We start from the raw sequence: 21,398 nt of genomic DNA, 5'->3' as shown, positions 1-21,398 counted from the left end.
ACGCCAAGTACACCGTGTCGCAAGGCAATGACCGCACGGAGTGCAGTGGCTTCAAGGAGTCGACCGAGAAGCAGGACGACTCGACGCAGAACGACCAGAACCAGAACGAGCAGCAGAACCAGAACGACCAGAACCAGCAGAACCAGAAGCAGAACCAGCAGAACCAGCAGAACCAGAACCAGCAGAACCAAGAATGACGGAGGTGCGGACCAGTGGGGCGGGGGCCTCAGGATCGAGGTTTCAGCAGGTCTTCCAGTTCCGCCGCGAAGAGCAGCGCCGGGTCGAGGTCCATGCCCGCGAAATGCCCGGCGAGTTCCAGTGACAGGACGCCGTGCATGCGGGTCCAGAACGTCAGGAACCGGTGGAGGGCCTCGGGCGGGGCGGGGTTGCCGGCGGCCCAGTCCCGGTGGCCCTCCAGATGGGTGCCGAAGGCCGTCACGGTGTTGCCCGGGGTGAGCGCCGTACACGCGTCGAGCAGGATCGTCATGATCTCGGAGGAGATGGCGAGGGTGTCCTCGGGGGCTTGATAGCCGGGGATCGGGGTGCCGTAGACGAGGAGGTACCGCTGAGGGTCCGCCAAGGCCCAGCCGCGCAGGGTGTGAGCCAGCCCGGCAAGGTCCGCACCGGTGGAGGAAGCCTCGCCGAGGACGTCGGCGAGGCTTCGGTATGCCCCCCGGACGAGTTCGGTGATCAGGTCGTCGCGACTGGCGAAATAGCGGTAGAGGGCCGGTCCGCTCATGCCCATCTGTTTGGCAATCGCGTTGAGCGAGAGCGCTGACGCCCCCGCCGTGGCGATCTGCTCCCAGGCGCGTTCCGTGATCTCCGTCCGCACCTGGGCTCGGTAGCGCTCCCGCGGGGTGCTCGCGCCCGTCGTCGCCATGCTCTGCCACCGTCCCGGTTCGTACCGCTACACCCTCAAGGGTTGGTGAGAAGGTATCACGCTGCCATTGACCGGCCACTTGGCCAATCGTTATAACTTCTAACGAACGCGTGAACCTATATCCAGGGAGGGTGTGGGCCCGCGCGTCCCGTTCGAGCGGGAAGCACCCGCACCGACCGACAGAGGAGACCACCATGTCCGCCATGCGCGGCACCGGCGTCCGCACCGCCCTCTTCACCGTTCCGCTCGTCCTCGGCCTTCTCGGCACCGCAGCCGGACCTGCCGCGGCCGGCGGTTCCCACGGCACCCGCCCCGACAAGCCCCTCACCTGCCGCGAGAAAGGCGTCGACCCGGGCGCCCTCGTCCGCCACCGGAGCGAGATCGTCATCAACGCCCCGCTGCACACCGTCTGGAAGCTGCAGACCGACGTGGAGCGCTGGCCGCACTGGCAGACCCCCGTCGAGACGGCGCAACGCCTGGATCACGGCCCGTTCCGCGGGGGTTCGGCATTCCGATGGACGGTTCCGGTACCGCCCAACCCGACGACTCCCGCCACGAGCCTGGAGATCACCTCCACCGTCCGGCAGATCGAGCACGGCGCCTGCCTCCGCTGGACCGGCCCCGCGATCGGCGAAGGCCTGCGTATCGACGGCATCCACGTGTGGAACTTCACCAAGGTCAAGGGTGGCGTGCGCGTGAGTACGGAGGAGACCCACACCGGCGCCCAGGTCGAGGCCGACGTTCCCACCGCCACCCGGATCCTCCGCGAGGGCCTCGAAGCATGGCTGCGTGACCTGAAGTCCGCCGCCGAATCGCGCGCCGGCGACCGGCCGCGGTGACGAAGGAACCAGCCCCGCCCTCGCCGCGCATCAGGGTTCAGGCGCCCGCGCCCGACGCCTGATGGTCCGAACTCGGCTTCCTCGTAAGGCTCGACGAGAACGCCGCCCGCTTCCTGACGCTCGGCGCCCTTCCCAACAGCGCACGCACCGACGGAGGGACGTGTTTCGCCGACGCCCCTCCCTGTTCGCCGCGAGACGTTTCATCCCCGACTTCCCTGTCGACATCTGACGGCCGGACGTCCTTGCCATCGTGAGGCGACCGCCCGTTCGACGTCTACGGAGATGGTGATGACGCGTTTCAGGGCACGGGTACTCGGCGTTGTCGCGGCCGGCTTATCGGTCGGCCTCGTGGCGCTCCCCGCAACAGCCGCCGATCGTTCGGCGCCGCACGCGAAGGCGCCCGAGAAGTTCAGCATCGTGGTTCTCCCCGACACGCAGTACTCGGCGGAGAGCTTCCCGCAGGCCTTCAACGCCCAGGGAAAGTGGATCAAGGAGAACACGATCGCGCGGAACATCAAGTACGCGATCCACGAGGGTGACATCGTCGACGACTCCGACCAGTCGTCCCAGTGGACCAACGCGACCGGCGCGTTGCGGCAGTTGAACGGTGCGACCCCGTACATCCTCGCGGTGGGCAACCACGACATGGACGCGATGCCCAAGGGCCAGAACCCGATCGTGGTACGTGACGCGGTGGCGTTCAACCGCAACTTCCCGCGGAGTGCCTTCGCGAACCTGCCGTCGTTCGGCGGCACTTACCCGGCCGCGCAGAACGACAACAGCTTCCACGTGTTCTCGGCCGGAGGAACGAACTGGCTCATCCTCGCGCTGAAGTACGCGCCCACCGACGACGAGATCGCCTGGGGCAACAAGGTGATCTCCGAGCACCCCGACCGCCAGGTCATGATCGTGACCCACGCCTACCAGAACGGCACGACGAAGGACAGCGTCGGCCAGAAGCTCTGGACCCGGATGGTCAGCCGGCACCCCAACGTGACGATGGTGTTCTCGGGCCACTACGTCAACCAGGGGGTGATCGTGGAGAAGGGGGTGAACGGAAACACCGTCCACCAGATCCAGGCCGACTACCAGAACCCCGGCGCACTCGGCCCGAACAGCTACTTCCGGATCCTCGAATTCAACCCGACGGCGAAGACGGTCGGCGTCCAGACCTACTCGCCGTATCTCAACAAGAACCTGACCGACACGAAGAACCAGTTCACGCTCCAGAACGTGAGCTTCCCGCCCGCACGTTCCCACGCCCGCCGCTGAACCACTGAACCAGTCAACCGCTGACCCCGTGGCCGGCACCGAGGGGGACGGTGCCGGCCACGGCCTGTTCCCGCGTCGCGCCCGTCGGGTTCCTCAGGCGCCGGCGGCGCCGGGTGGGTTCGTGGACGTCCATCCCCGCCGGTGGAGTCTCTCCAGCCCGTCCAGGATGAGGTCCAGCGCGAACTCGAACTCGAACTGATCGTCGCAGCGCCGGGCGCCGACGACCGACGTCCCGTCATGGGTGGCCCCCGCCGCCAGCTCGGCGATCCGCGGGTAACGTGCCGCCATCGCGGCCCCTGCCGCGAGTGCCTCGGCCCCGCCGTTCGGGTCGCCGTTCGGGTCGCTTTTCGGGCCGTCGCTCGGGTCGCCGTTCGGGCCGCCGCTCCCGGAGTCGTCGAACAGCTCCTGGCTGAAGCCCAGCAGTCGACTCCCCATGGCGTGCATCGCGTGATGGGTGAGGTCGACGGAGAAGCCTCCGTCGCGGAACGTCCCGATCATCGAGTCCAGGTACTCCAGTACGGCCGGGGTCGGCCCGGTGCGCGACTCGATCACCTGCGCGGCCCAGCGGTGCCGCAGGAGCACGCGGCGGGCCGACAGCACACGCCCGCGAACCACGTCCTTCCAGCCGGAGCCGCTCGCCGGGAGGTCGATCCGGGCCACGACCGTGTCGACCATGCCGTCAAGGAGCTGCTCCTTGTTGGGAACGTGCTTGTAGAGGGCCATCGGTACGACACCCAACTCCTGGGCGAGCTTGCGCATGCTGAGCGACTCGATGCCGCCGTCGTCCGCGAGCGCGATGGCCGCCCGCAGGACGCGCTCCCGGTTGAGCGGCGCCCGGCGCCCGGCCTCCGGCTGCTGTGCCATCTCTTCTCTCCTCGTGATCGGGCGATCGGGCGATCGGGTCGGGGCGGGTCGGGGTGTGCCTGCGTGGGTGCGTACGTACCCGCACTTGACGAGTGTACGTCGTACACCTACCGTGGCCGCGAGGTGTACGGCGTACACCTGCCTGGTCGAAAGGATCGAAGATGAGTTCAGACAGAAGGACCGCGGTGGCCGCGGGCGTGCTGTTCCTGGTGACCGAGATCGCCGCGATCGGAGGGCTGGCCCTCGACCGCCCCGTCCTGGACGGGGCGCCGGGAGCCCCCGGACCCGACGCCGTCACCTCGGCGCTCCTCGGGGCGCTGTGCGAACTGGTCCTCGTGGCAGCCGTCATCGGGACCGGGGTGGTGCTGTATCCCGTCGTCAGGAGGCGGTACGAGGCGATGGCGCTCGGATACGCATGCCTGCGCCTCCTGGAAGCCGCCGTGATCACGGTCGGCGTGCTCAGCGTCCTGACCCTCCTGACGCTGCGACGGGAAGCGATGGGGGTCGAGGGCGTCGCCGGCGCCGACCGGGCCCTCGTGGCCCTGCACGAATGGACGTTCCTGCTCGGGCCGAACGTCGCCCTGGGCCTCAACACGACGCTGCTGGCGTACGCGATGTACCGCTCGCGGCTCGTGCCGCGGTTCATCGCCCTGCTGGGGCTGGTCGGCGGCCCGCTGATCTGCGCCTCCGGAGTGGCCGTGATGTTCGGGGCCTACGAGCAGGTCTCGGTCACGGGCTCGGCCCTGGCCGTCCCGGTGTTCGCCTGGGAGGTGGCGCTCGCGGTCCGTCTCATCGTCAAGGGGTTCGATCGGCCCCGGGTCGGCGCGGCCGACGCTCCCCACACGGCACTCGCCCCCGCCGGGGCGAGTGCGGGAGCCCTTCGGGCCTGATCGCCACGAGAGCGCGCCGGCCGGCCCGTGCTCGCTCGCCGGGGGCGGGGGGTCAGAGGGGCTTCAGCCGAGTGCGCAGGAGACAGAACTCGTTGCCCTCGGGGTCGGCCAGGACGTGCCAGCTCTCTTCTCCGGTCTGGCCGACGTCGACGGGCACCGCCCCCAGCGCCAGCAACCTGTCCAGTTCGGCGTCCTGGTCGCGATCGGTGGCGTTGACGTCGATGTGCAGCGGGAGCTTCCCCTGCCGGGGGTCGCGGCCCGCGTTGAAGACGAGGGTGGGCTGCGCGCCGCCGAACCCGACGCCGGGCGGGCCGATCTCGACGCTGCCGTCGGCCTCTCGACCCAGCTCGACGTAGCCGAGGACATCGCACCAGAACGCGGCCAGCCTGTCGGGGTCTTCCGCATCGATGACGAGTTCGCTGATTCGACATGCCATGCCGCGAGGATAGCCACGTCCGCCCTGCCGGGCGGCGGTGTCGACGGCCGGCGGCGTCCGTGCCGTCGTATCGGAGTCGCCCAGATCCGGACTCCGCGCTGCCGTTTCCGCGGGAAACCTGTACGGTCCCCGTTGACCCGATCCGCAGAACTGCAGAGGAGGCGGCCGCTCTATGGCCGGGACACGAACGATCGGCCAGGCGCCGGCACGGCGACTCTACGCACTCGACGCCATACGAATATCCGCGGCGCTCTTCGTGGTCCTGTACCACTATGTCGGGCTCGGCAGGGCCTGGGGGCTCGACAGCACCGAACATCTCTTTCCCGCGCTCGAGCCCCTCGCTCTCTACGGCTGGCTCGGCGTCGAGGTCTTCTTCATCGTCAGCGGCTTCGTCATCTGTATGAGCGCGTGGGGTCGCACGGTCGGTGAGTTCGCGACGTCGCGCGTCTCGCGGCTCTTCCCCGCGTATTGGGCCGGTATCGCCTTCACGGCGCTCGTGCTGTGGGTGCTGCCCGAGGTGTGGCGCATGGGCGGGTGGACCGACATCCTGGTCAACATCACGATGTTCCAGGGAGGGCTGGGGGTCCCGAACCTCGACCACGCGTACTGGACCCTTTTCGAAGAGCTCAAGTTCTACGCGCTCTTTGCCCTCGTCATCCGCGTCGGGGTCACGTACCGCAACTGCATCGTGTTCATCGGGCTGTGGACGGCAGCCGGCGTCGTCGCCCCCGCCACCGATTTCCAGCTGCTGCACTTCTTCGCCATCCCGCAGTACTCCCCGTACTTCATCGCGGGCGTGGCCTTCTATCTGATGCGGCGATTCCGCCCCTCCGGCCTGCTCTGGGGAATCGTCGGCTGCCAGTTCCTCCTGGCCCAGAACTACATTCGCGGACGCATGGCCACCAACCTCGGCCCGGAGCTCGCGGAGCGGTTGCCGATCTGGCCGGCCCAGCTCATCATCGCCATCGGCTTCCTGACGATGGCCGCCATCGCGCTCGGGTGGCTGGATCGGATCCAGTGGCGTTGGCTGTCCACCGCCGGTGCCATCACCTACCCGCTGTACATCATCCACATGACGGCGGGCATCACCCTGATCCACCACTTCCGGGACAAGATGCCGGCCGGCGCCCTGGTCGGCACCGTCACCGCCACGATGCTGGTCGTCGCCTGGCTGATCCACCGGTTCGTGGAGCGGCCCCTCTCCCGCCGGCTTCGTTCGGCGATGCGGTCCGGCGTGGAAGACATCCGGCGGAGCACTCCGGCGCATGCGCCGACGCTGTCGGCGCTGCCGAAACAACGCCGGGAACGAGTCTCCCAACCGGATCTGACGCATCGCTGAAGTGCCTCCGTGCGCCCGGTTCCCGGCCCCGCAGTCGGCGCCCGATTCGGCACACGGCTGCGAACTCCCTTGATAAGGAGAACACCCCATGAAGATCCATCTGACCAGCGTCTTCGTCGACGACCAGGCCAAGGCCCTGGCCTTCTACACCGAGATCCTCGGCTTCGTGAAGAAGCACGACGTCCCCGTGGGCGAGGAGTACCGGTGGCTGACCGTCGTCTCGCCCGACGAGCTCGGCGGCACCGAACTCCTCCTGGAGCCCGCCGGCCACCCCGCCGTCAAGCCGTACCGCGACACGCTCGTGGGCGACGGCATCCCGCTCGCCCAGTTCGCCGTCGACGACGTGCGGGCGGAGTACGAGCGCCTGCGCGGTCTCGGTGTCCGCTTCACGCAGGAGCCCGTGGAGATGGGCCCCGTCACCACCGCCGTCTTCGACGACACCTGCGGAAACCTGATCCAGATCGCCACACAGCCGCAGTAGGAGCCCGCCGATCCGTCGGCCGACCTATGTCACAGGCGCCGCCGGGTGAGAAATCGCCGGCCGGGGGTAGGCGGCTCGCCTACCTGACGGACGACGGACGACGGACAAGAGGCGGAACATGGCGGCGCAGCAGGACGGCAAGGGCGGTGCGGGTCTGCCGTCGGCGGTGGTGGACTGCGCCCTCTACGAGAACGGGCGCCGCATCCCCGGACAGGTGAACCTGGGCAAGGTCCTGGACCGCATAGACCCGAAGGCGGGGCGGTTCGCGTGGATCGGCCTGTACGAGCCCACGGCGGAGCAGCTTCAGGAGGTCGCCGTGGCCTTCGGCCTGCACCCCCTCGCGGTCGAGGACGCCGTCCACGCCCACCAGCGGCCCAAGCTGGAACGCTACGAGGACATGCTGTTCCTGGTACTCAAGACGATCGTGTACGTGGACCACGACAAGGTCACCGCGACCAGCGAGATCGTCGACACCGGCGAGATCATGGTGTTCGCCGGTCCCGGGTACGCGATCACCGTCCGCCACGGCAGCGCCCCGCCGCTGGAAGGCGTACGGCAACAGTTGCAGGACGACCCGCGCCAGTTGGGCTGTGGCCCCGCCGCGGTCCTGCACGCGGTCTCGGACATGGTCGTCGACCGCTACCTGGAGGTGGCCGACGCGTTCGCGGGCGACGTCGACACACTGGAGAGCGAGGTCTTCTCCCCGGACCGGCCGGTCGACGCCGGGCGCATCTACCAGCTCAAGCGGGAACTCCTCGAATTCAAGCGCGCCGTCATGCCCCTGGCCCCCGCGCTGCGACGCCTCAGTGAGGACAGTCCCCAGATCCCGAGCGAAGTGGCCACCTACTTCCGGGACGTCGCCGACCACCACCAGCGGGTGAGCGAACAGATCCTGTCCTTCGACGAACTCATCACCGGCATGCTCAGCGCCGGCATCGCCCAGCTCGGCGTTCAGCAGAACGCGGACATGCGCCGCATCAGCGCCTGGGCCGCCCTCATCGCCGTCCCCACCATGATCGTCGGGGTGTACGGCATGAACTTCGAGCACATGCCCGAACTCACCTCGCCCTACGGCTACCCCGCGGTCTGGGTGCTCATCATCGTCGTCTGTTCCGTCGTGTACCGGGCCCTGCGGCGCAACAAGTGGCTGTAGGGCTCGCGCCCGCACACCGCCCTCCCCACCCACCCATGCGGGTGGCCGGAAGTGCTCCGCCGGTGTGGTGGCGGGCTCGGAGGCAGCCGGCTGGTGTGTTCTGACGGGGGTCCCGGCCGTCCCGAGACGGGCGGTCGAGACTCACCGCCCCCTGCCCCGGGCTGCACCACGCAGCGGCCCCGGGGCAGGGAGAGCGACCACCACCCCGCGCGGGCCGCCCCGCCCTCGCGACCCTGTCCGAGCCCGGCCGGAGTCTGCCGCACGCCGGCTGTCAGGTACCGGAGGTCCAGACCTCGGGGCCGCCGCCTTCCCAACGGATCGGGCCCTCCTCGGACAGGTCCACGCCCTCCAGCCCGGCACGCCGGAGGAACTCGGAGACATCGCTCGTGGAGTGCGCGCGGCCCAGGTCCGCGTCCACGCCCAGCGCGTGCACCGTGACTTTCCGCCCGCCCTTCGGCGACACGGGATGGATGACGATCTCCGTCTGGTCGGCCATCCACCCAGCCTGCGTCAGGTCGAACGCGAGGGCACCCCGAGCGATCCGGTCGGGCGGCGCGCCGCCCGACCACCGCCCTCCCGGCCGACCCGCGCGTACGTGCCTGCCGCACGGGCACGTCTCTGCCCGCCGCACGGAATCGGAGCGCCCCGTCCACCCGCGCGGAATGCCCGCATGAGGCGGGGTCGGCGGGGTATCCGCGCGGGGAGCAGCGTGGTGCTGGGTGTGGTCCGGGGGTGGGTGTGGAGAGGGAACGGTTGACGGTGCGGGAGTCGGCCGCCTGGGACCAGCTGGTCGCGGGCCTGCGGGACGAGTCACACGGCGGGAGCCGTGCTCGGCCGGATCGGCGGGCGCGGCGTCGGCTGCCGGTCGGCTTGATGGTGGTGATGGCCACTTTGCTGTGTGCCGCGCTGGCCCTGGTGGTGGCGGCCGGCATGAGCGGAGAAGGGCGCCTGGTCTGGGCCGGAGTGGCCGTGTGGATCGCCGCGATCGTGTCGGTCTCCTACGTGCTCGGCCACGGTCCCCACGTGCCCCTGCGGCGCTGAGACCTGAACTCCCCTCGCCCGCCGCGGAGTCGGCGCACGTGTCCCGGGCGACGGCTCAGCGCGGGGCGGGGATCACATCGCGCGTCTCGTCGACCGCGATCCCTTCGGTGCGGAGGGTCGGTGGTTGCGGGGGCGTCTCGTCCGCGCAGACGGTTCCCCGCGCGGGCAGCGCCAGAGTGGCCAGGTAGTCGTTGACCAGCGCGCTCACGCATGCGCTCCGGTTGTACGCGGTGTGTCCTTCGGCGTTGAAGGTCAGCAGCCGCCCGTTGTCCAGCGTCCGGGCGAGGGCCCGGGCGTCCTGGTACGGGGTGTCCGGGTCTCCGGTCGTGCCGAGGATCAGGATCGGGGCGGAACCGGCCGCCCGGTAGGAGCCTTCGAAGCGGCTCGGGCGCTCCGCCGGCCACTGGGCGCAGGTGGGTGCGTGGTTGTGGTCGTAGGTGGGCGGCCCGAGGCCGATGGGCGGTCCCAGCAGCGGCGCGGAGGCGACGTGTGCGCTGACGAGCGCGCCCAGCAGCAGGGGGTTCGTCGGATAGGTGCGGTCCGCGCACTCGACGGCCATGTTGACGTTGAGGAAGTCGAAGGAAGCGGGGGAGGGCGGGGACAGCAGGAACGAGCCCTGGCGTGCCTGGGCCGCCCGCAGGGCCTCTCCGAGATAGGGCCAGACCTCCTTGCCCGAGTTGATGTTGAACATCAGTCGGTAGGCGAGGGTGTAGCCCGTTGCCGGGCGTCCGCTCGCGGTGATGACGGGGTCGGCGTCCAAGTCCCGCTTGAGCTGTTCGAAGGCCTGCCGCGGGCGCCCTTCGCCGAACCCGCAGGTGGCTGCATCCTGCGCGCACCAGTCCAGGAAGCGGCCCACCGCCGTGTCCAGGGCGACGAACTGTCTGGCGTCGTAGGCGTACGGCACGTTGGCGTAGTGCTCTGGATCGTAGGCCCCGTCCAGGACCATGGCGCGGACCCGTCGGGGGAACTGTGCGGCGTAGACGGTGCCGACGTAACTCCCGAAGGAACGACCGTAGAAGGAGAGCGTCTCCTCTCCGAGGGCCTGGCGGAGCAGGTCCATGTCCTTGGCGTTCGAGGCGGTGCCGATGAACGGCACGAGGTCACCCGACCGTTGCCGGCAGGCGGTGGCGAAGTCGAGCCCCTGCCGAATGGCCCCGCGCAGGGCCCCCGGGCCGGGCACGCCGCGCGCGGCGTCGACGGCGGCGGAGTACTCCTTGTCGTCCCAGCACTCCACCTGTCCGCTGCGCGCCACACCGCGCATGTCGTACCCGACGACGTCGAACGTGTCACGGAGAGGGGCGGGGAGCGCGTCGTAACTGTCACGGGCGAAGTTCACGCCGGAGTTGCCGGGGCCGCCCGGATGCAGGACCAGGACACCGGTGCGACCGGCCTGGTCGGTTGCGAGGTGCCGGGTGACCGCGAGCGGGATCGTGGGCCCGGTGGGTCTCCGGTAGTCAAGCGGTACCCGGGCGGTCGCACACTCGAAACCGTCGCCGGGGTCGGCGCAGGGGCCCCAGGTCAGGACGGGAACGGGCGGCGCGGGGGGAGTCGTCGCCGTGGCGGCCACGGGCGCGGCCCCGAGGAGCGCGGTGACCGCGATCAGGACGAGGGACATTCCCCCTCCCACTCGTCTGCGCGGAATGCGGGTCAAACGGTTCAGCATGCGGTGGTCCTCCGTCACGAGTGGCTCACGAGTGGCTGGGGAACAGGCGACAACGTAGCCGCCGACCCCGTCGGCCACCAGGAGTTGACGGCCCGTTCCCGATTCCCGTCGGCATCCGGCCGTCGTGCGGACGCCGCCACGCGGTACGCGAGACCTGTACGCCCGTCCTCTCGGCCGCCGCGCAGACGATCGGACTCTCGAGGCCGTGCCGGATTCATTGACAGGAGGTGAACACAACCTGATTCTGAGACCGCTCCAAGTATTCAAGGCATCCCTCCCCGCCCTGCCCGCCCCGCCCCGTCGCCCCCCAGGGTGCGAGGGGCGGCGCACCCCCACCGGCAGGCTCCCCCCACCAGGAGGAAGAGCATGTTCCGCTTATCGAAAGTGCTGGGTTCCGGCGTCTCGGCGCTGGTCGTCGCCGCCGGCCTGATGGTCTTCGGCCCATCGACGTCCGCGGAGGCCGTACCGGCGACCATCCCGCTCACGATCAAGAACAACTCGGGACGCGGCGAGCCGGTCTACGTCTACAACCTGGGCACCCTGCTCACGACCGGGCAGCAGGGCTGGGCAGACGCCAACGGCACGTTCCATCCCTGGCCCGCGGGCGGCAATCCACCCACCCCCGCACCCGACGCGTCGATCGCGGGTCCGGCCAACGGGCAGACACGCACGATCCGGATGCCCAAGTTCTCCGGACGCGTCTACTTCTCCATCGGGCAGAAGATCGTCTTCAAGCTCACCACCGGCGGCCTGGTGCAGCCCGCCGTGCAGAACCCCTCCGACCCCAACCGCAACATCCTGTTCAACTGGTCCGAGTACACGCTGAACGACGCCGGCCTGTGGATCAACAGCACCCAGGTCGACATGTTCTCGGCTCCCTACGCGGTGGGCGTCAAGGCGGCCAACGGCACGGTCGCCCAGGTCGGCCGGCTCAAGCCGGGCGGATACAACGCCGTCTTCGACCAACTGCGTTCGGCCGGCTGGGGCGGACTGATCCAGAGCCGCGCCGACGGCACACCGCTGCGAGCACTCTCGCCCGGGCACGGCATCGAGGCAGGGGGAATCCCGGCCGGCGCCATGAGCGACTACGTCAACCGGGTCTGGAACAAGTACAGCTCTTCCACGCTCACCGTGACACCGTTCGCGAACGAACCGAACACCAAGTACTTCGGCCGGGTCTCGGGCAACGTCATGAGCTTCACCAATGCCTCGGGAGCGGTGGTCGCCGGCTTCCAGAAGCCGGACTCCGACAGCATCTTCGGCTGCTACAAGCTCCTGGACGCACCCAACGACCTCGTCCGCGGCCCGATCTCCCGCACCCTCTGCGCGGGCTTCAACCGGTCGACGCTCCTGACGAACCCCAACCAACCCGACGCGAACGGGGGCAACTTCTACCGTGACGCCGTCACCAATCACTACTCCCGCGTCATCCACGGTCAGATGGCCGACGGCAAGGCGTACGGCTTCGCCTTCGATGACGTGGGTGCCCACGAGTCGTTGGTGCACGACGGCAATCCGCAGGAGGCCTTCATGACCCTGGAGCCGTACAACTAGCACGTGCCGGACCGCCGGCCCACCCGACGGGGAACGTGCCGGACCCGGCTTCGCCGTCAGGGCCCGGGGGTGCTGTCGCCCCCGGGCCCCGACGTCGGTCCTGACGCGGACCGGGACGTGGGCTCCGGGGCCAGTGCCTGGCGGTCGAAAAGCAGCATGCCGAGGAAGAACAGGGCTCCGAGGACGAGCAGGCCCGCGACGATGACGACGGAGGTGAGCGCCTCGTCCGGTGCCACGAGCACGAAGAGGGCGAAGAGGGTCCAGACCAGGGCGCAGACCGCCACGGGCAGTTCGCCGCGCCCCAGGTCGAACGCGCCCTTCTGGCGGTCGAGCCGTCCGCGTACGGCGAGGTAGAGGACGATCGTGGATCCGTAGATGAGGGCGGGCAGGATGGTCGAGGCGGTGATCAGCTCCAGCAGCGCCGCGCCGGGAAGCGCGACCATCAGGACCGCCCCGAGGGCGAGGATCAGCACGGTCGCCGGGATGGGGGTGTGCGTGCGCGGGCTGACCCGCCGCATCACCTGGTGGCCGGGGAAGCGGGAGTCGCGGGACATGGCGTAGACGAGGCGGGAGCAGGAAACCATCACGACGATGCCCGCGCCGAAGAACGCGAAGGTGATGGCGGTCAGCAGCACACGTTCGGCGACGGAGCCGAGACGGTCGTGCATGATCGCGGCCACGGGCGAGGCCTCGTTGCTGATCCGGGGGATGTCCTCGATCGCGACGGTGAGGGTGATCAGGAACAGCATGCCGAGCACGCCGGCTGCCACGACCGATGCGACGATCGCGCGCGGGACGCTGCGGCGGGGGTCCTTGGCCTCCTCGGCGAGATTGGCGGCGGAGTCGAAACCGACGAGGGTGGCCAAGCCCATGATCATCGCGAGCATCAGGCCGCCGCCGACGGCGAAGTAGCCGGGGGTGCCCTCGGTGACCCCGCGGGAGGTCAGATTGGCCGCCGATCCGTTGCCCGTGACCAGAACGGCGATGACGAGGGAGATCGCCACCACCACGACCAGCGCGAGTTCCAGTCCGACAGCGGCCGAGTTGATCCAGCTGACCAGCCGGGTCGAGGCGATGGCGAGCAGGGCCTGGACGACCAGCACCACCAGAGTGATCACGCGTGCGGTGTCCTCGTCCGGGCCCATGCCGGCCAGCGGCATGAAGGCCTGGCTCGCCAGGGCGTTGTCGATGGCGACCACGGCGATGGCCAGGTAACAGAACGTCAGCCAACCGAACCACCAGCCGACCCTGGGGTTGCCGAGCCGGGAGGCCCATTGGTAGGAGGAGCCGCTCAACGGGATGCGGGCGGCGAACTGCGCGACCACCAGCGCCACGAGCGTCTGCCCGACCGCGGCGATGAGCCAGAGCCAGATCCCGACCGGGCCCGCCGTCAGCAACACCTGGTCGAAGGTGGCGAAGATCCCGACCGCCACCGAGATGAACGCGAACGAGATCGCGAACACCTGGAAGGAACCGAGCGACCGTTTCAGCTCCTGCCGATAGCCGGCGCCCCCGGGGGAACCCCCGTCGTCGGGCCCGTCCTTCGTAGCCTCAGTCACCTCAGCCACCTCGCCTCTCCTGATCCGGCACAGTCTCCCCGCCCGGTCCGCCTCCGCGCGGCGCCGGTCACGACCGACGCACGGGACCGGCCCCCCGGACGGACGACTCCTCTACCGGCCGATAGCCTCCCCTCCGGGCCGGGAGGCCCGTTCAACAAGGCGAATCGACGGGGGAGTACCAGTGGATCGACGCGGCGTGATATTGGCGGCGGGCGGATTCGTGGGCGCGCTGGGCGCCGGCCAGGTGGTGACCGCCGGCCCCGCCGCGGCGGCCGGCGACCGACGCAGCGTCCACGACGTCCTGGCCTACGGGGCGAAGGGCGACGGGACCACCGACGACACCGCCGCCTTCCAGGCCGCCCTGACGGCCGCCCGCGCCGTGCCCGAGGGAGCGACCCTGCTGATCCCGCCCGGCCGGTACCCGCTCACCAAGGGGCTCGTCCTCGGCCCCCGGATGACCGTGTCCGCGTACGGAGCCCACGTCCTGCGCACCCGGGACTGCGGGGCCCTGGTCAAGAACTTCGACTCGGTCACCCCGGTCTCCGCCTACGACGGCGCCGGCGACATCGCCCTGCTCGGCGGTACCTGGGACATGCGCGGCAGCGCGCACCAGCAGCAGAGCGACGCCATCGGCTTCGCGCACGCCGACGGCATCCTCGTCCAGGACTGCACGGTGCTCGACACGCCGTCCGCCCACGCCGTGGAACTCAACGCGGTACGGCGCGCCCGCATCGTCAACTGCCTCTTCGACGGGCTGCACGTCACCGGCCAGGGCACGGACACCGCCACCAACCGGGAGGCCGTACAGATCACCGGTGCCATCTCGGCAGTCAGCCTCCCCGCCCCGGCGTACGACAACACGCCCTGCCAGGACATCCTGATCAGCGGCTGCACCCTGCGCGCGGCCGCCGACGGAAGCCGCTCGTTCGGCGCCCTGGTCGGCGATCACGGCGGTGCCAAGGGCGTGGTCCACCGCGACATCCGGGTCATCGGCAATCACGTCGAACGCAGCGCCGCCTACGGCATCCGCACCACCGACTGGCAACAGGCCGTCATCGCCGGCAACACCATCGAATCCGTCGGCGTCACCGCCATCCAGGTCAGCTCCCCGGCCGGCAACGCCCTCAACGACATCACCATCACCGGCAACATCATCCGGAACACGGGCAGCGACACGTCCACCGGCGGCGCCATCGTGGTGTCCAGCGGAGGCGACCGGCACAACGGCGTCACCATCACCGACAACACGATCCGCACGGTCAAGGGCGAGGCCGGCATCTACGTCGCCCAGTGCGACGGCGTCACGATCTCGGGCAACACCATCGCCGGGACCGCCCGCCCGGGCGGCAACTCCCAGGGCATCCACGTCCGGTACGCCCCCCACGCCGTCATCAGCGGCAACACCGTCACCGACGCCCAGGGCGACGGCATCGGCGTGGACACGGACGCACAGGGTGCCTTGATCGCCCACAACACCGTCCTGAACCCGGCCGGGCACGGCATCGCAGCCGGCACCGACGACATCTCCCTGCGCGACAACCGGATCACCGGCGCCAACCGGGCCGGGGCGACGGCCACGTACGGCATCCGCTTCGGTGGCAACGCGGCGAACGCGTCCTGCCAGGGCAACGTCGTCCGCAAGGGGGACGGCCCGGTTCCCGCCGAAGCGGCCGTCGTCGCGCTCCCCGGCTGCACCGGCACCTGGATCACCGGCAACGACCTGCGCGGTTGGGGCGGCGGCGCCGCCGCGGTCCTCGACAAGGCCGTCGGCACGCTGGCCTCCGCGAACGCCATGTGACCCGGCGCAGGCACACCGGCCCGCCGGCCGTGCGCCATCGTCGTCGTACCGTAGGTGCCGCGGCCACAGCCGCTGTCGGCCGCACCGATGGGGGGAAACATGCGTACAGGGGTGTACCTGGCCCACCCGCGACCGGGGAGCTTCAACCACGCGGTGTTCGGCGCCGTGGTGGAGGAGCTGCGGGGGCGAGGCGCGGACGTGGTGGCGCACGACCTCTGCGCCGAGGGATTCGATCCGTCGCTCACGGCCCGGGAGACGGGAACGGTCGAGGTGGCGTCGCCGGCCCACGATCCACAGGTGGCGTCGCACCGGGCGGAAGTCGCCGATCTCGACGCCTTGGTGTTCATCCACCCCAACTGGTGGGGCATGCCACCGGCCGTCCTCACGGGCTGGGTCCAGCGCGTCCTGGCGCCTGGTGTCGCCTACAAACTGGGCGCCGCCGAAGGCGAACCCGCCGGTCTGTTGAAGGCGACCAGGGCTCTGGTGCTCAACACCTCCGACACGCCCGCCGATCGGGAGGAGCGCGAGTTCGGCGATCCCCTGCACAACGTCTGGGCGGCGTGTGTCCTCCCGTACGTCGGAATCCGCGAGGTGCGACGGATCGTCTTTCGAACCGTCACCGACTCGTCCGGCGAAGAACGCGCCGCGTGGCTGGAGGAGGCGCGCCGGCACGCGGCGTCACTGCTCGGGCAGGAGGCCCTCGACCGGTGAGGTCGGACGTCCCGAATCGTCACGATGTGGGGCGCGAGCCGAAGGTGCGATGCCACGACGGCCATTCACCTGGCGGATGAGACGGGCTCCGCACGACCGCGGATCCATGCGGCTAGCGTGACGGACGGGGCGGCCGGCAGGCCGCGTCTCCCACCGATCCAGAGTGAGGCGTTACCTTCATGAGCCTGAGCATCCGCAACCAGATCCCCGGCACCATCACCTCCGTCACGGCCGGCGAGGCCATGTCCACGGTGAAGGTCCGCCTGGCGGGCGGTCAGGACATCACCGCCGCGATCACCACCGACGCCGTCAAGGAACTCGGCTTCGCCGAGGGCACCTCCGTCACGGCGCTCGTGAAGTCCACCGAGGTCTCCCTCGCGACCGGCCCGGTCGAGGGCATCTCGATCCGCAACCAGCTCGCCGGCACCGTCACCGACGTCGTGACCGGTGGCGCCATGGGTTCCGTCAAGGTCTCCGTCGAGGGCGGCGAGCTGACCGCCGCCATCACCAAGGACGCCGTCGAGGCCCTCGACCTGACCGCCGGGTCCTCCGTGGTCGCGCTCATCAAGTCGACCGAGATCTCCCTCTCCGTCTGACCATCCCCGGCGTCCACGCCGCGATGAGGGCCCCGCACCTGCCGGTGCGGGGTCCTCTGTCGTTCGGGCAGACGTCGGACGAGACCGCGGGATAGGAGGTCATCGACGACGGCGTCTTCCACGGGGGTGGCGGCCGCCGGGGCGGTGCCCGTGCGTCGGCCGTACCGGGACCACCACCGAGCAGGTCTACCCGCACGCCGTTCCCGACCAGCCGGCGCTGCGCGAGATCATCCACCGCACCACCGACATCACGGTCACCCTCGACGTCCTGCCCCGCACCGTGTGCCTGCCGCTCGCCCCCGAACTCACCGACGCGGAAGCCGACCGTGTCATCGAGGCGCGTCCACGGCTTTCTCACACCGCGGGTGTGACGCCGCGGCGGGTCCGCGTGCCCGAAGCCCTTGCGGTCCCACCTTGATGCGAGGCCAGGGGCCGTGCCCCGGGGCAGGAACGTGACGCCCCGTCCGCGGCGCGGACGGAGTGCGCCGGGCTCGCGCGCTTTCCTCCCGGGCGTACGGGCTGCGCCAGGAGGGCCTGGTTCTGCCGCATCCCCGCATGCGGAACCTCGTTGGTGTGGTGTCTGTTGATCAACGCCCAGCCGGAGACGCCGTGCCTGTTGAAGCCGAACCCCGCCCCCCCGCCCACCTCTTGGCGGCCCGGGTCCGCGATCCGTACCCGTACTTCGCGTGGTTGCGGGACCATGCGCCGGCCCACGTGGATCGCCGGCCCGGCCGGCCGGCCGTGTGGCAGATCTCCCGGTACGAGGACGTACGCGCCCTGCTCGCCGACGCCCGTCTGAGCAAGGACCCGGGCCGGGTCCCCGGGTACGTGCCGGGTCCGGCAGGTCTCAACCGGCATCTGGTGCACGCCGACCCGCCGGACCACACCCGGCTGCGGACCCTGGTCAACTCGGCCTTCGTGCCCCGCCGCATCGCCCTGCTGGAACCTTTCATCACCGAGGTGGCCGGTCGCTTGCTGGACCGGGTCGAGCACCACGTGCACATCGACCTGATCGCGGACTTCGCGGCGCCCCTGACGTTCCGGATGATCTGCGCGATCCTCGGCGTACCCGAGCACCTGGACACCGCGGCGACACGGGACACCCTCATGGCCACCATCGCCCCCGACGAGTCAGCGGACCCGGCCCGCGCCGAACGGGACCTGCACGCGCTGCTGGACACCCTGATCGCCGGCAAGCGGGCCGGTGAGGAGAGCGGCGGAGCGGACCTGCTGGGCGCCTTGGTGCGGGCGGGCGACGAGAGCGGCGCCATGAGCGAGGAGGAACTGCGCTCCACCGCCTACCTCCTGCTGCTCGTCGGCCACGACACCACCATGAACCTCATCGGCAACGGAGTGCTCGCTCTGCTGCGTCACCCCGCCCAGGCCGCGCGCCTTGCTGCCGAGGGCGCGGGCTCCGGACTTCTCCCCACCGCGGTCGAGGAGCTCCTGCGCTACGACTCCCCGGTGCGGGACGCCACGTTCCGGTGCGCGGGCGAATCGATCCGCCTGCACGGGCGGACCATCCGCGAGGGGGAGATCGTGAGCCTGCTGATCGGGTCCGCCAACCGCGATGAGCGGCGTTTCCCACACGCCGACCGCCTCGATCTCGGCCGTACGCCCAACGAGCACCTCGCCTTCGGGTACGGCCCCCACTTCTGCATCGGTGCGGCCCTCGCCCGCCTCGAGGGCTCGGTCGCCTTCCCCATGCTGCTCGAACGCCTCGGCACGGTGCGGCTCGCCAAACCGGCCGACGAGATGCCCTGGCGCCCGGCCCGTGTCATGCGTGGCCTGGCGGCGCTGCCCCTCGTCAGGCGATGAGCCTTCCCGCCGGCTCCCCAACCCCCAGGTGGAAGGAAACACGATGAACACACAGGACACGCAGGACACGGAACACGTGGTGCTGACCGAGCGGCGCGACGGCGTCCTGGTCATCACCCTCAACCGGCCCCACGTCCGCAACGCGGTCAACCGGTCCCTGGCCGACGCCGTCGCCGGCGCACTCACCCTCCTGGAGACCGACCCGGGACTCTTGGTCGGTGTCCTGACCGGAGCGGGAGGCCACTTCTGCTCCGGCATGGACCTCAAGGCCTTTCCCGACGAAGGGGTGCCACGGGTGGCGGACCGGGGGCTGGCCGGACTGACCCGCGCCCGCCGGACGAAGCCGGTCATCGCCGCGGTCGAAGGGGCGGCCGTGGCGGGCGGCTTCGAACTCGCCCTCGCCTGCGACCTGATCACCGCCGCCGACACGGCGTTCTTCGCGCTCCCCGAAGTCGCCCGTGGCCTCATCGCCTCGGAAGGCGGGGCCATTCGCCTGCCCGGCCGCCTTCCGTACCACCTGGCCATGGAGATGCTCCTGACCGCCTCCCCGCTCCCGGCCCCGGACGCCGCACGACACGGACTCGTCAACCAACTCACGGACGAGGGCGATGCCTTGGACGCCGCCATCGCGCTCGCCGCCCGGATCCGCGCCAACTCCCCCGATGCGGTACGGATCACCCGGCGGATCGTGGAGGTCACCCGGGGCCTCGACGACCACGCGGCGTTCGCCGCCCAGGACCCGCTCACCGCTCCTGTGTTCCGTACGGCATCGGCAGCCGAAGGCGCCCGCGCGTTCTGCGAGAAGCGGCCCCCGGCCTGGACCCACTGACCCACTGCCCACCGACCCACTGCCCCACAGACCCGCCGGCTCCGGGGTGTGCGCGACGCCCCGGCGGTGGCGGGATGCGGCGGGCGGGGAGGGCCGTTCGGCCCGGGAGGCGCTGTACCCCGGTGTCGACTCAGGCGAGGAGCGGGCGGCGGACGAACGGCGCGTACCAGCGGCCTACGGTCAGGCCGCGGGCTTGCCGGGCTGGTCGTGGGTGGAGCAGTGGATGCCACCGCCGCCCGAGGCGATCGTGTCGATCGCGATCGGGACCACGTCCCGCTTGGGGAAGTGCTCGCGCAGGATGGCGCGGGCCCGGTCGTCGGCCTTGCGGTCCCCGAACTTGGGCATGAAGACGGCGTCGTTGGCGATGTAGAAGTTGGCGTAAGTCGACACGAAGTCGTCGCCTTCGCCCGTGATCCTGTTCAGATCGGGCTGCGGCAGGTCGATGATCTCGAAGCGCCTGCCACGGGCGTCCGTCGCCTTGGAGAGCACGGACTTGGCCTGGTCGGCGGAGCGCGACCAGGAGTCCGCCGGCGTGCCGGGGTGCGCGCGGTCCAGCAGGACCACACCGGGCGCGGTGAAGCGCACGAGGCTGTCCACGTGGGCGTCCGTGATGTCCTCCCCGCGGACGCCGGCCAGCCAGATCACCTTCTCGACGCCGAGGGTCTCCTTGAGCTCCTTCTCGATGGTGTCCCGGTTCTTCCCGCGGTTGCGGTTGTCGTTGACGATCGAGCTCTCGGTGATCATCAAGGTGCCCTCGCCGTCGGGCTCGAAGGAGCCGCCTTCCGCGACGAGGGGGGCCTGGACCCGGGGGATCCCGTACTTCTTGAGCACGGTGCGCCCGACCAGGGCGTCGTTCTGGTGCTGCTTCTGCTTGTTGCCCCAGCCGTTGAAGTTGAAGTCGACGCCGACGACCTTTCCGCCCTCCTCGACGAAGACGGGGACGGTGTCGCGGGCCCAGAGGTCGTCGACGGCCAGCGGGATGACCTCGACCTGGGAGCCACAGGCCCGCTGAGCCGCGTCGACCTGGTCGGGTCGGGCCATCATGACGACCGCCTCGTACTCCCCGACGGCGCGCGCGATCCTCGCGATGTCCTCGCGCACGTAGCGCAGGTCCTCGTGCCAGACCGAGGTCAGCGCCGGCCAGGACATGAAGGTGCGGGTGTGGCTCTCCCACTCGGCGCCCAAGCGGCGCCGGGCACCCGCGGTGGAGGGTTGGGAGGAACCGGCGGTGGCGTCGACCGTGACTCCGGACGCGGGGGAGCACGCCGAGGCGCCCGCGACGGCGGCGCCGATTCCGGCGAGGGTGCGAAGGACGGTCCGTCGGGTGGGGGGCAGGAAGGACACGGGAGAACTCCGATCGTGGGCCGGTGGAAGGGGTACATCCGGCCAGGGCGAGCGAGAGGATGCGGCTCGGGTGCACGCGGGAAGTGCTGCAAACCGGTCCCTACGGACAAGAGTGCGCGCTCCGCGCCGCGACGGCCGCTCCGCACGGTGAGTGCTGCGGCCTCGGTGACCACTCTGGCACTGACTGAATTTTCAGTCAACTCACGAGGTGCTCGCATCCGGCCGCCACCCTCGTTCTCCGATCGCGTCAGGGTTTGTTCAGGCGGGCGGCGAGCAGAGCGATGTCGTCGTCGGCCGAAGCGGGCACCAGATGGGTGACGAGACTGTCGCA

Annotated in this window: 21 protein-coding genes; 14 read left to right on the top strand and 7 right to left on the bottom strand. The window is 70.3% G+C overall.

The genetic code is table 11. From position 1 onward, the window contains the following. Window positions 1-14: 14 nt before the first annotated feature. Window positions 15-197 (top strand): hypothetical protein, encoded by a 183-nt coding sequence (locus tag ADK55_RS39390; protein WP_199826700.1) that lies wholly within the window; start codon window positions 15-17, stop codon window positions 195-197. Between the two features lie 29 nt (window positions 198-226). Here ADK55_RS39390 and ADK55_RS33690 read toward each other — a convergent pair whose 3' ends face one another. Next, window positions 227-880 carry a TetR/AcrR family transcriptional regulator gene (locus ADK55_RS33690; protein WP_053684485.1) on the bottom strand — a complete coding sequence of 218 codons (654 nt, stop codon included), beginning with the start codon at window positions 878-880 and terminating at the stop codon, window positions 227-229. A 194-nt stretch (window positions 881-1,074) separates the two neighbouring features. Between ADK55_RS33690 and ADK55_RS33685 the strand changes: the two genes are divergently transcribed. Then, window positions 1,075-1,719, top strand: coding sequence for an SRPBCC family protein (locus tag ADK55_RS33685; RefSeq protein ID WP_053684483.1), 645 nt, complete (start codon window positions 1,075-1,077; stop codon window positions 1,717-1,719). A gap of 288 nt (window positions 1,720-2,007) precedes the next feature. Then, window positions 2,008-2,991: a metallophosphoesterase gene (locus ADK55_RS33680; protein ID WP_053684481.1), complete on the top strand. Its 984-nt coding sequence runs from the start codon at window positions 2,008-2,010 to the stop codon at window positions 2,989-2,991. 93 nt (window positions 2,992-3,084) lie between these two features. On the opposite strand, the gene ADK55_RS33675 is transcribed toward ADK55_RS33680, so the two are convergent. Continuing rightward, window positions 3,085-3,855 carry a TetR/AcrR family transcriptional regulator C-terminal domain-containing protein gene (locus tag ADK55_RS33675; protein WP_053684478.1) on the bottom strand — a complete coding sequence of 257 codons (771 nt, stop codon included), beginning with the start codon at window positions 3,853-3,855 and terminating at the stop codon, window positions 3,085-3,087. Between the two features lie 161 nt (window positions 3,856-4,016). On the opposite strand from ADK55_RS33675, the gene ADK55_RS33670 reads away from it, so the two are divergent. Then, complete coding sequence (locus ADK55_RS33670; protein ID WP_063839685.1) at window positions 4,017-4,745, top strand: DUF4386 domain-containing protein; 729 nt, start codon at window positions 4,017-4,019, stop codon at window positions 4,743-4,745. Between the two features lie 52 nt (window positions 4,746-4,797). Here the strand turns inward: ADK55_RS33670 and ADK55_RS33665 are convergent, their stop codons facing one another. After that, window positions 4,798-5,181, bottom strand: a complete 384-nt coding sequence (locus ADK55_RS33665; protein WP_053684474.1) for a VOC family protein — start codon at window positions 5,179-5,181, stop codon at window positions 4,798-4,800. Window positions 5,182-5,353: 172 nt separating this feature from the next. Here ADK55_RS33665 and ADK55_RS33660 point away from each other — a divergent pair, with 172 nt between their 5' ends. From ADK55_RS33660 to ADK55_RS33650, 3 genes are all read left to right on the top strand, one after another. Continuing rightward, a complete protein-coding gene (locus ADK55_RS33660) occupies window positions 5,354-6,520 on the top strand; it encodes an acyltransferase family protein (RefSeq protein WP_053684472.1) in 1,167 nt (388 codons plus the stop codon). Window positions 6,521-6,608: 88 nt separating this feature from the next. Continuing rightward, on the top strand, window positions 6,609-7,001 hold the full coding sequence (locus ADK55_RS33655) for a VOC family protein (protein WP_053684470.1): 393 nt from the start codon (window positions 6,609-6,611) through the stop codon (window positions 6,999-7,001). A gap of 118 nt (window positions 7,002-7,119) precedes the next feature. Next, window positions 7,120-8,154 carry a magnesium and cobalt transport protein CorA gene (locus ADK55_RS33650; RefSeq protein ID WP_053684468.1) on the top strand — a complete coding sequence of 345 codons (1,035 nt, stop codon included), beginning with the start codon at window positions 7,120-7,122 and terminating at the stop codon, window positions 8,152-8,154. Window positions 8,155-8,425: 271 nt separating this feature from the next. Here ADK55_RS33650 and ADK55_RS33645 read toward each other — a convergent pair whose 3' ends face one another. Continuing rightward, complete coding sequence (locus ADK55_RS33645) at window positions 8,426-8,650, bottom strand: hypothetical protein (protein WP_063839684.1); 225 nt, start codon at window positions 8,648-8,650, stop codon at window positions 8,426-8,428. A 236-nt stretch (window positions 8,651-8,886) separates the two neighbouring features. Here ADK55_RS33645 and ADK55_RS33640 point away from each other — a divergent pair, with 236 nt between their 5' ends. Beyond that, window positions 8,887-9,195, top strand: a complete 309-nt coding sequence (locus ADK55_RS33640) for a hypothetical protein (protein WP_159041635.1) — start codon at window positions 8,887-8,889, stop codon at window positions 9,193-9,195. Window positions 9,196-9,250: 55 nt separating this feature from the next. On the opposite strand, the gene ADK55_RS33635 is transcribed toward ADK55_RS33640, so the two are convergent. Continuing rightward, window positions 9,251-10,810, bottom strand: coding sequence for an alpha/beta hydrolase (locus tag ADK55_RS33635; protein ID WP_199826699.1), 1,560 nt, complete (start codon window positions 10,808-10,810; stop codon window positions 9,251-9,253). A 414-nt stretch (window positions 10,811-11,224) separates the two neighbouring features. Here ADK55_RS33635 and ADK55_RS33630 point away from each other — a divergent pair, with 414 nt between their 5' ends. Then, window positions 11,225-12,412 carry a glycoside hydrolase family 64 protein gene (locus ADK55_RS33630; protein WP_053684464.1) on the top strand — a complete coding sequence of 396 codons (1,188 nt, stop codon included), beginning with the start codon at window positions 11,225-11,227 and terminating at the stop codon, window positions 12,410-12,412. Window positions 12,413-12,468: 56 nt separating this feature from the next. Here ADK55_RS33630 and ADK55_RS33625 read toward each other — a convergent pair whose 3' ends face one another. Continuing rightward, window positions 12,469-13,971, bottom strand: coding sequence for an APC family permease (locus ADK55_RS33625; protein WP_053684487.1), 1,503 nt, complete (start codon window positions 13,969-13,971; stop codon window positions 12,469-12,471). Window positions 13,972-14,167: 196 nt separating this feature from the next. Between ADK55_RS33625 and ADK55_RS33620 the strand changes: the two genes are divergently transcribed. The 5 genes from ADK55_RS33620 (at window position 14,168) to ADK55_RS33600 (ending at window position 19,723) form a co-directional block, all read left to right on the top strand. Beyond that, entirely contained in the window at window positions 14,168-15,769 is a 1,602-nt protein-coding gene (locus ADK55_RS33620) for a right-handed parallel beta-helix repeat-containing protein (protein ID WP_234350365.1), read from the top strand. A 99-nt stretch (window positions 15,770-15,868) separates the two neighbouring features. Further along, window positions 15,869-16,480: an NAD(P)H-dependent oxidoreductase gene (locus tag ADK55_RS33615; protein ID WP_053684461.1), complete on the top strand. Its 612-nt coding sequence runs from the start codon at window positions 15,869-15,871 to the stop codon at window positions 16,478-16,480. 179 nt (window positions 16,481-16,659) lie between these two features. After that, window positions 16,660-17,076 carry a TOBE domain-containing protein gene (locus ADK55_RS33610; protein WP_053684458.1) on the top strand — a complete coding sequence of 139 codons (417 nt, stop codon included), beginning with the start codon at window positions 16,660-16,662 and terminating at the stop codon, window positions 17,074-17,076. Window positions 17,077-17,685: 609 nt separating this feature from the next. Continuing rightward, window positions 17,686-18,894, top strand: coding sequence for a cytochrome P450 family protein (locus ADK55_RS33605; RefSeq protein ID WP_063839683.1), 1,209 nt, complete (start codon window positions 17,686-17,688; stop codon window positions 18,892-18,894). A gap of 43 nt (window positions 18,895-18,937) precedes the next feature. Then, entirely contained in the window at window positions 18,938-19,723 is a 786-nt protein-coding gene (locus ADK55_RS33600) for a crotonase/enoyl-CoA hydratase family protein (protein WP_053684454.1), read from the top strand. A 180-nt stretch (window positions 19,724-19,903) separates the two neighbouring features. Here the strand turns inward: ADK55_RS33600 and ADK55_RS33595 are convergent, their stop codons facing one another. Next, a complete protein-coding gene (locus ADK55_RS33595) occupies window positions 19,904-21,067 on the bottom strand; it encodes an agmatine deiminase family protein (protein WP_053684452.1) in 1,164 nt (387 codons plus the stop codon). Between the last annotated feature and the right edge of the window lie 331 nt (window positions 21,068-21,398).

Source organism: Streptomyces sp. WM4235 (assembly GCF_001279725.1).
GTDB lineage: Bacteria > Actinomycetota > Actinomycetes > Streptomycetales > Streptomycetaceae > Streptomyces.
The sequence above is the reverse complement of the archived record's forward strand: the minus strand, read 5'-3'. Positions and strand labels throughout refer to the sequence as shown.

Coding starts and splice junctions, on each gene's coding strand:
- ADK55_RS33690 (WP_053684485.1), bottom strand. CDS start 880: ATGGCGACGACGGGCGCGAGCACCCCGCGGGAGCGCTACCGAGCCCAG.
- ADK55_RS33655 (WP_053684470.1), top strand. CDS start 6,609: ATGAAGATCCATCTGACCAGCGTCTTCGTCGACGACCAGGCCAAGGCC.
- ADK55_RS33650 (WP_053684468.1), top strand. CDS start 7,120: ATGGCGGCGCAGCAGGACGGCAAGGGCGGTGCGGGTCTGCCGTCGGCG.
- ADK55_RS33675 (WP_053684478.1), bottom strand. CDS start 3,855: ATGGCACAGCAGCCGGAGGCCGGGCGCCGGGCGCCGCTCAACCGGGAG.
- ADK55_RS33615 (WP_053684461.1), top strand. CDS start 15,869: ATGCGTACAGGGGTGTACCTGGCCCACCCGCGACCGGGGAGCTTCAAC.
- ADK55_RS33670 (WP_063839685.1), top strand. CDS start 4,017: ATGAGTTCAGACAGAAGGACCGCGGTGGCCGCGGGCGTGCTGTTCCTG.
- ADK55_RS33610 (WP_053684458.1), top strand. CDS start 16,660: ATGAGCCTGAGCATCCGCAACCAGATCCCCGGCACCATCACCTCCGTC.
- ADK55_RS33635 (WP_199826699.1), bottom strand. CDS start 10,810: ATGTCCCTCGTCCTGATCGCGGTCACCGCGCTCCTCGGGGCCGCGCCC.
- ADK55_RS33680 (WP_053684481.1), top strand. CDS start 2,008: ATGACGCGTTTCAGGGCACGGGTACTCGGCGTTGTCGCGGCCGGCTTA.
- ADK55_RS33600 (WP_053684454.1), top strand. CDS start 18,938: ATGAACACACAGGACACGCAGGACACGGAACACGTGGTGCTGACCGAG.
- ADK55_RS33685 (WP_053684483.1), top strand. CDS start 1,075: ATGTCCGCCATGCGCGGCACCGGCGTCCGCACCGCCCTCTTCACCGTT.
- ADK55_RS33665 (WP_053684474.1), bottom strand. CDS start 5,181: ATGGCATGTCGAATCAGCGAACTCGTCATCGATGCGGAAGACCCCGAC.
- ADK55_RS33645 (WP_063839684.1), bottom strand. CDS start 8,650: ATGGCCGACCAGACGGAGATCGTCATCCATCCCGTGTCGCCGAAGGGC.
- ADK55_RS33630 (WP_053684464.1), top strand. CDS start 11,225: ATGTTCCGCTTATCGAAAGTGCTGGGTTCCGGCGTCTCGGCGCTGGTC.
- ADK55_RS33660 (WP_053684472.1), top strand. CDS start 5,354: ATGGCCGGGACACGAACGATCGGCCAGGCGCCGGCACGGCGACTCTAC.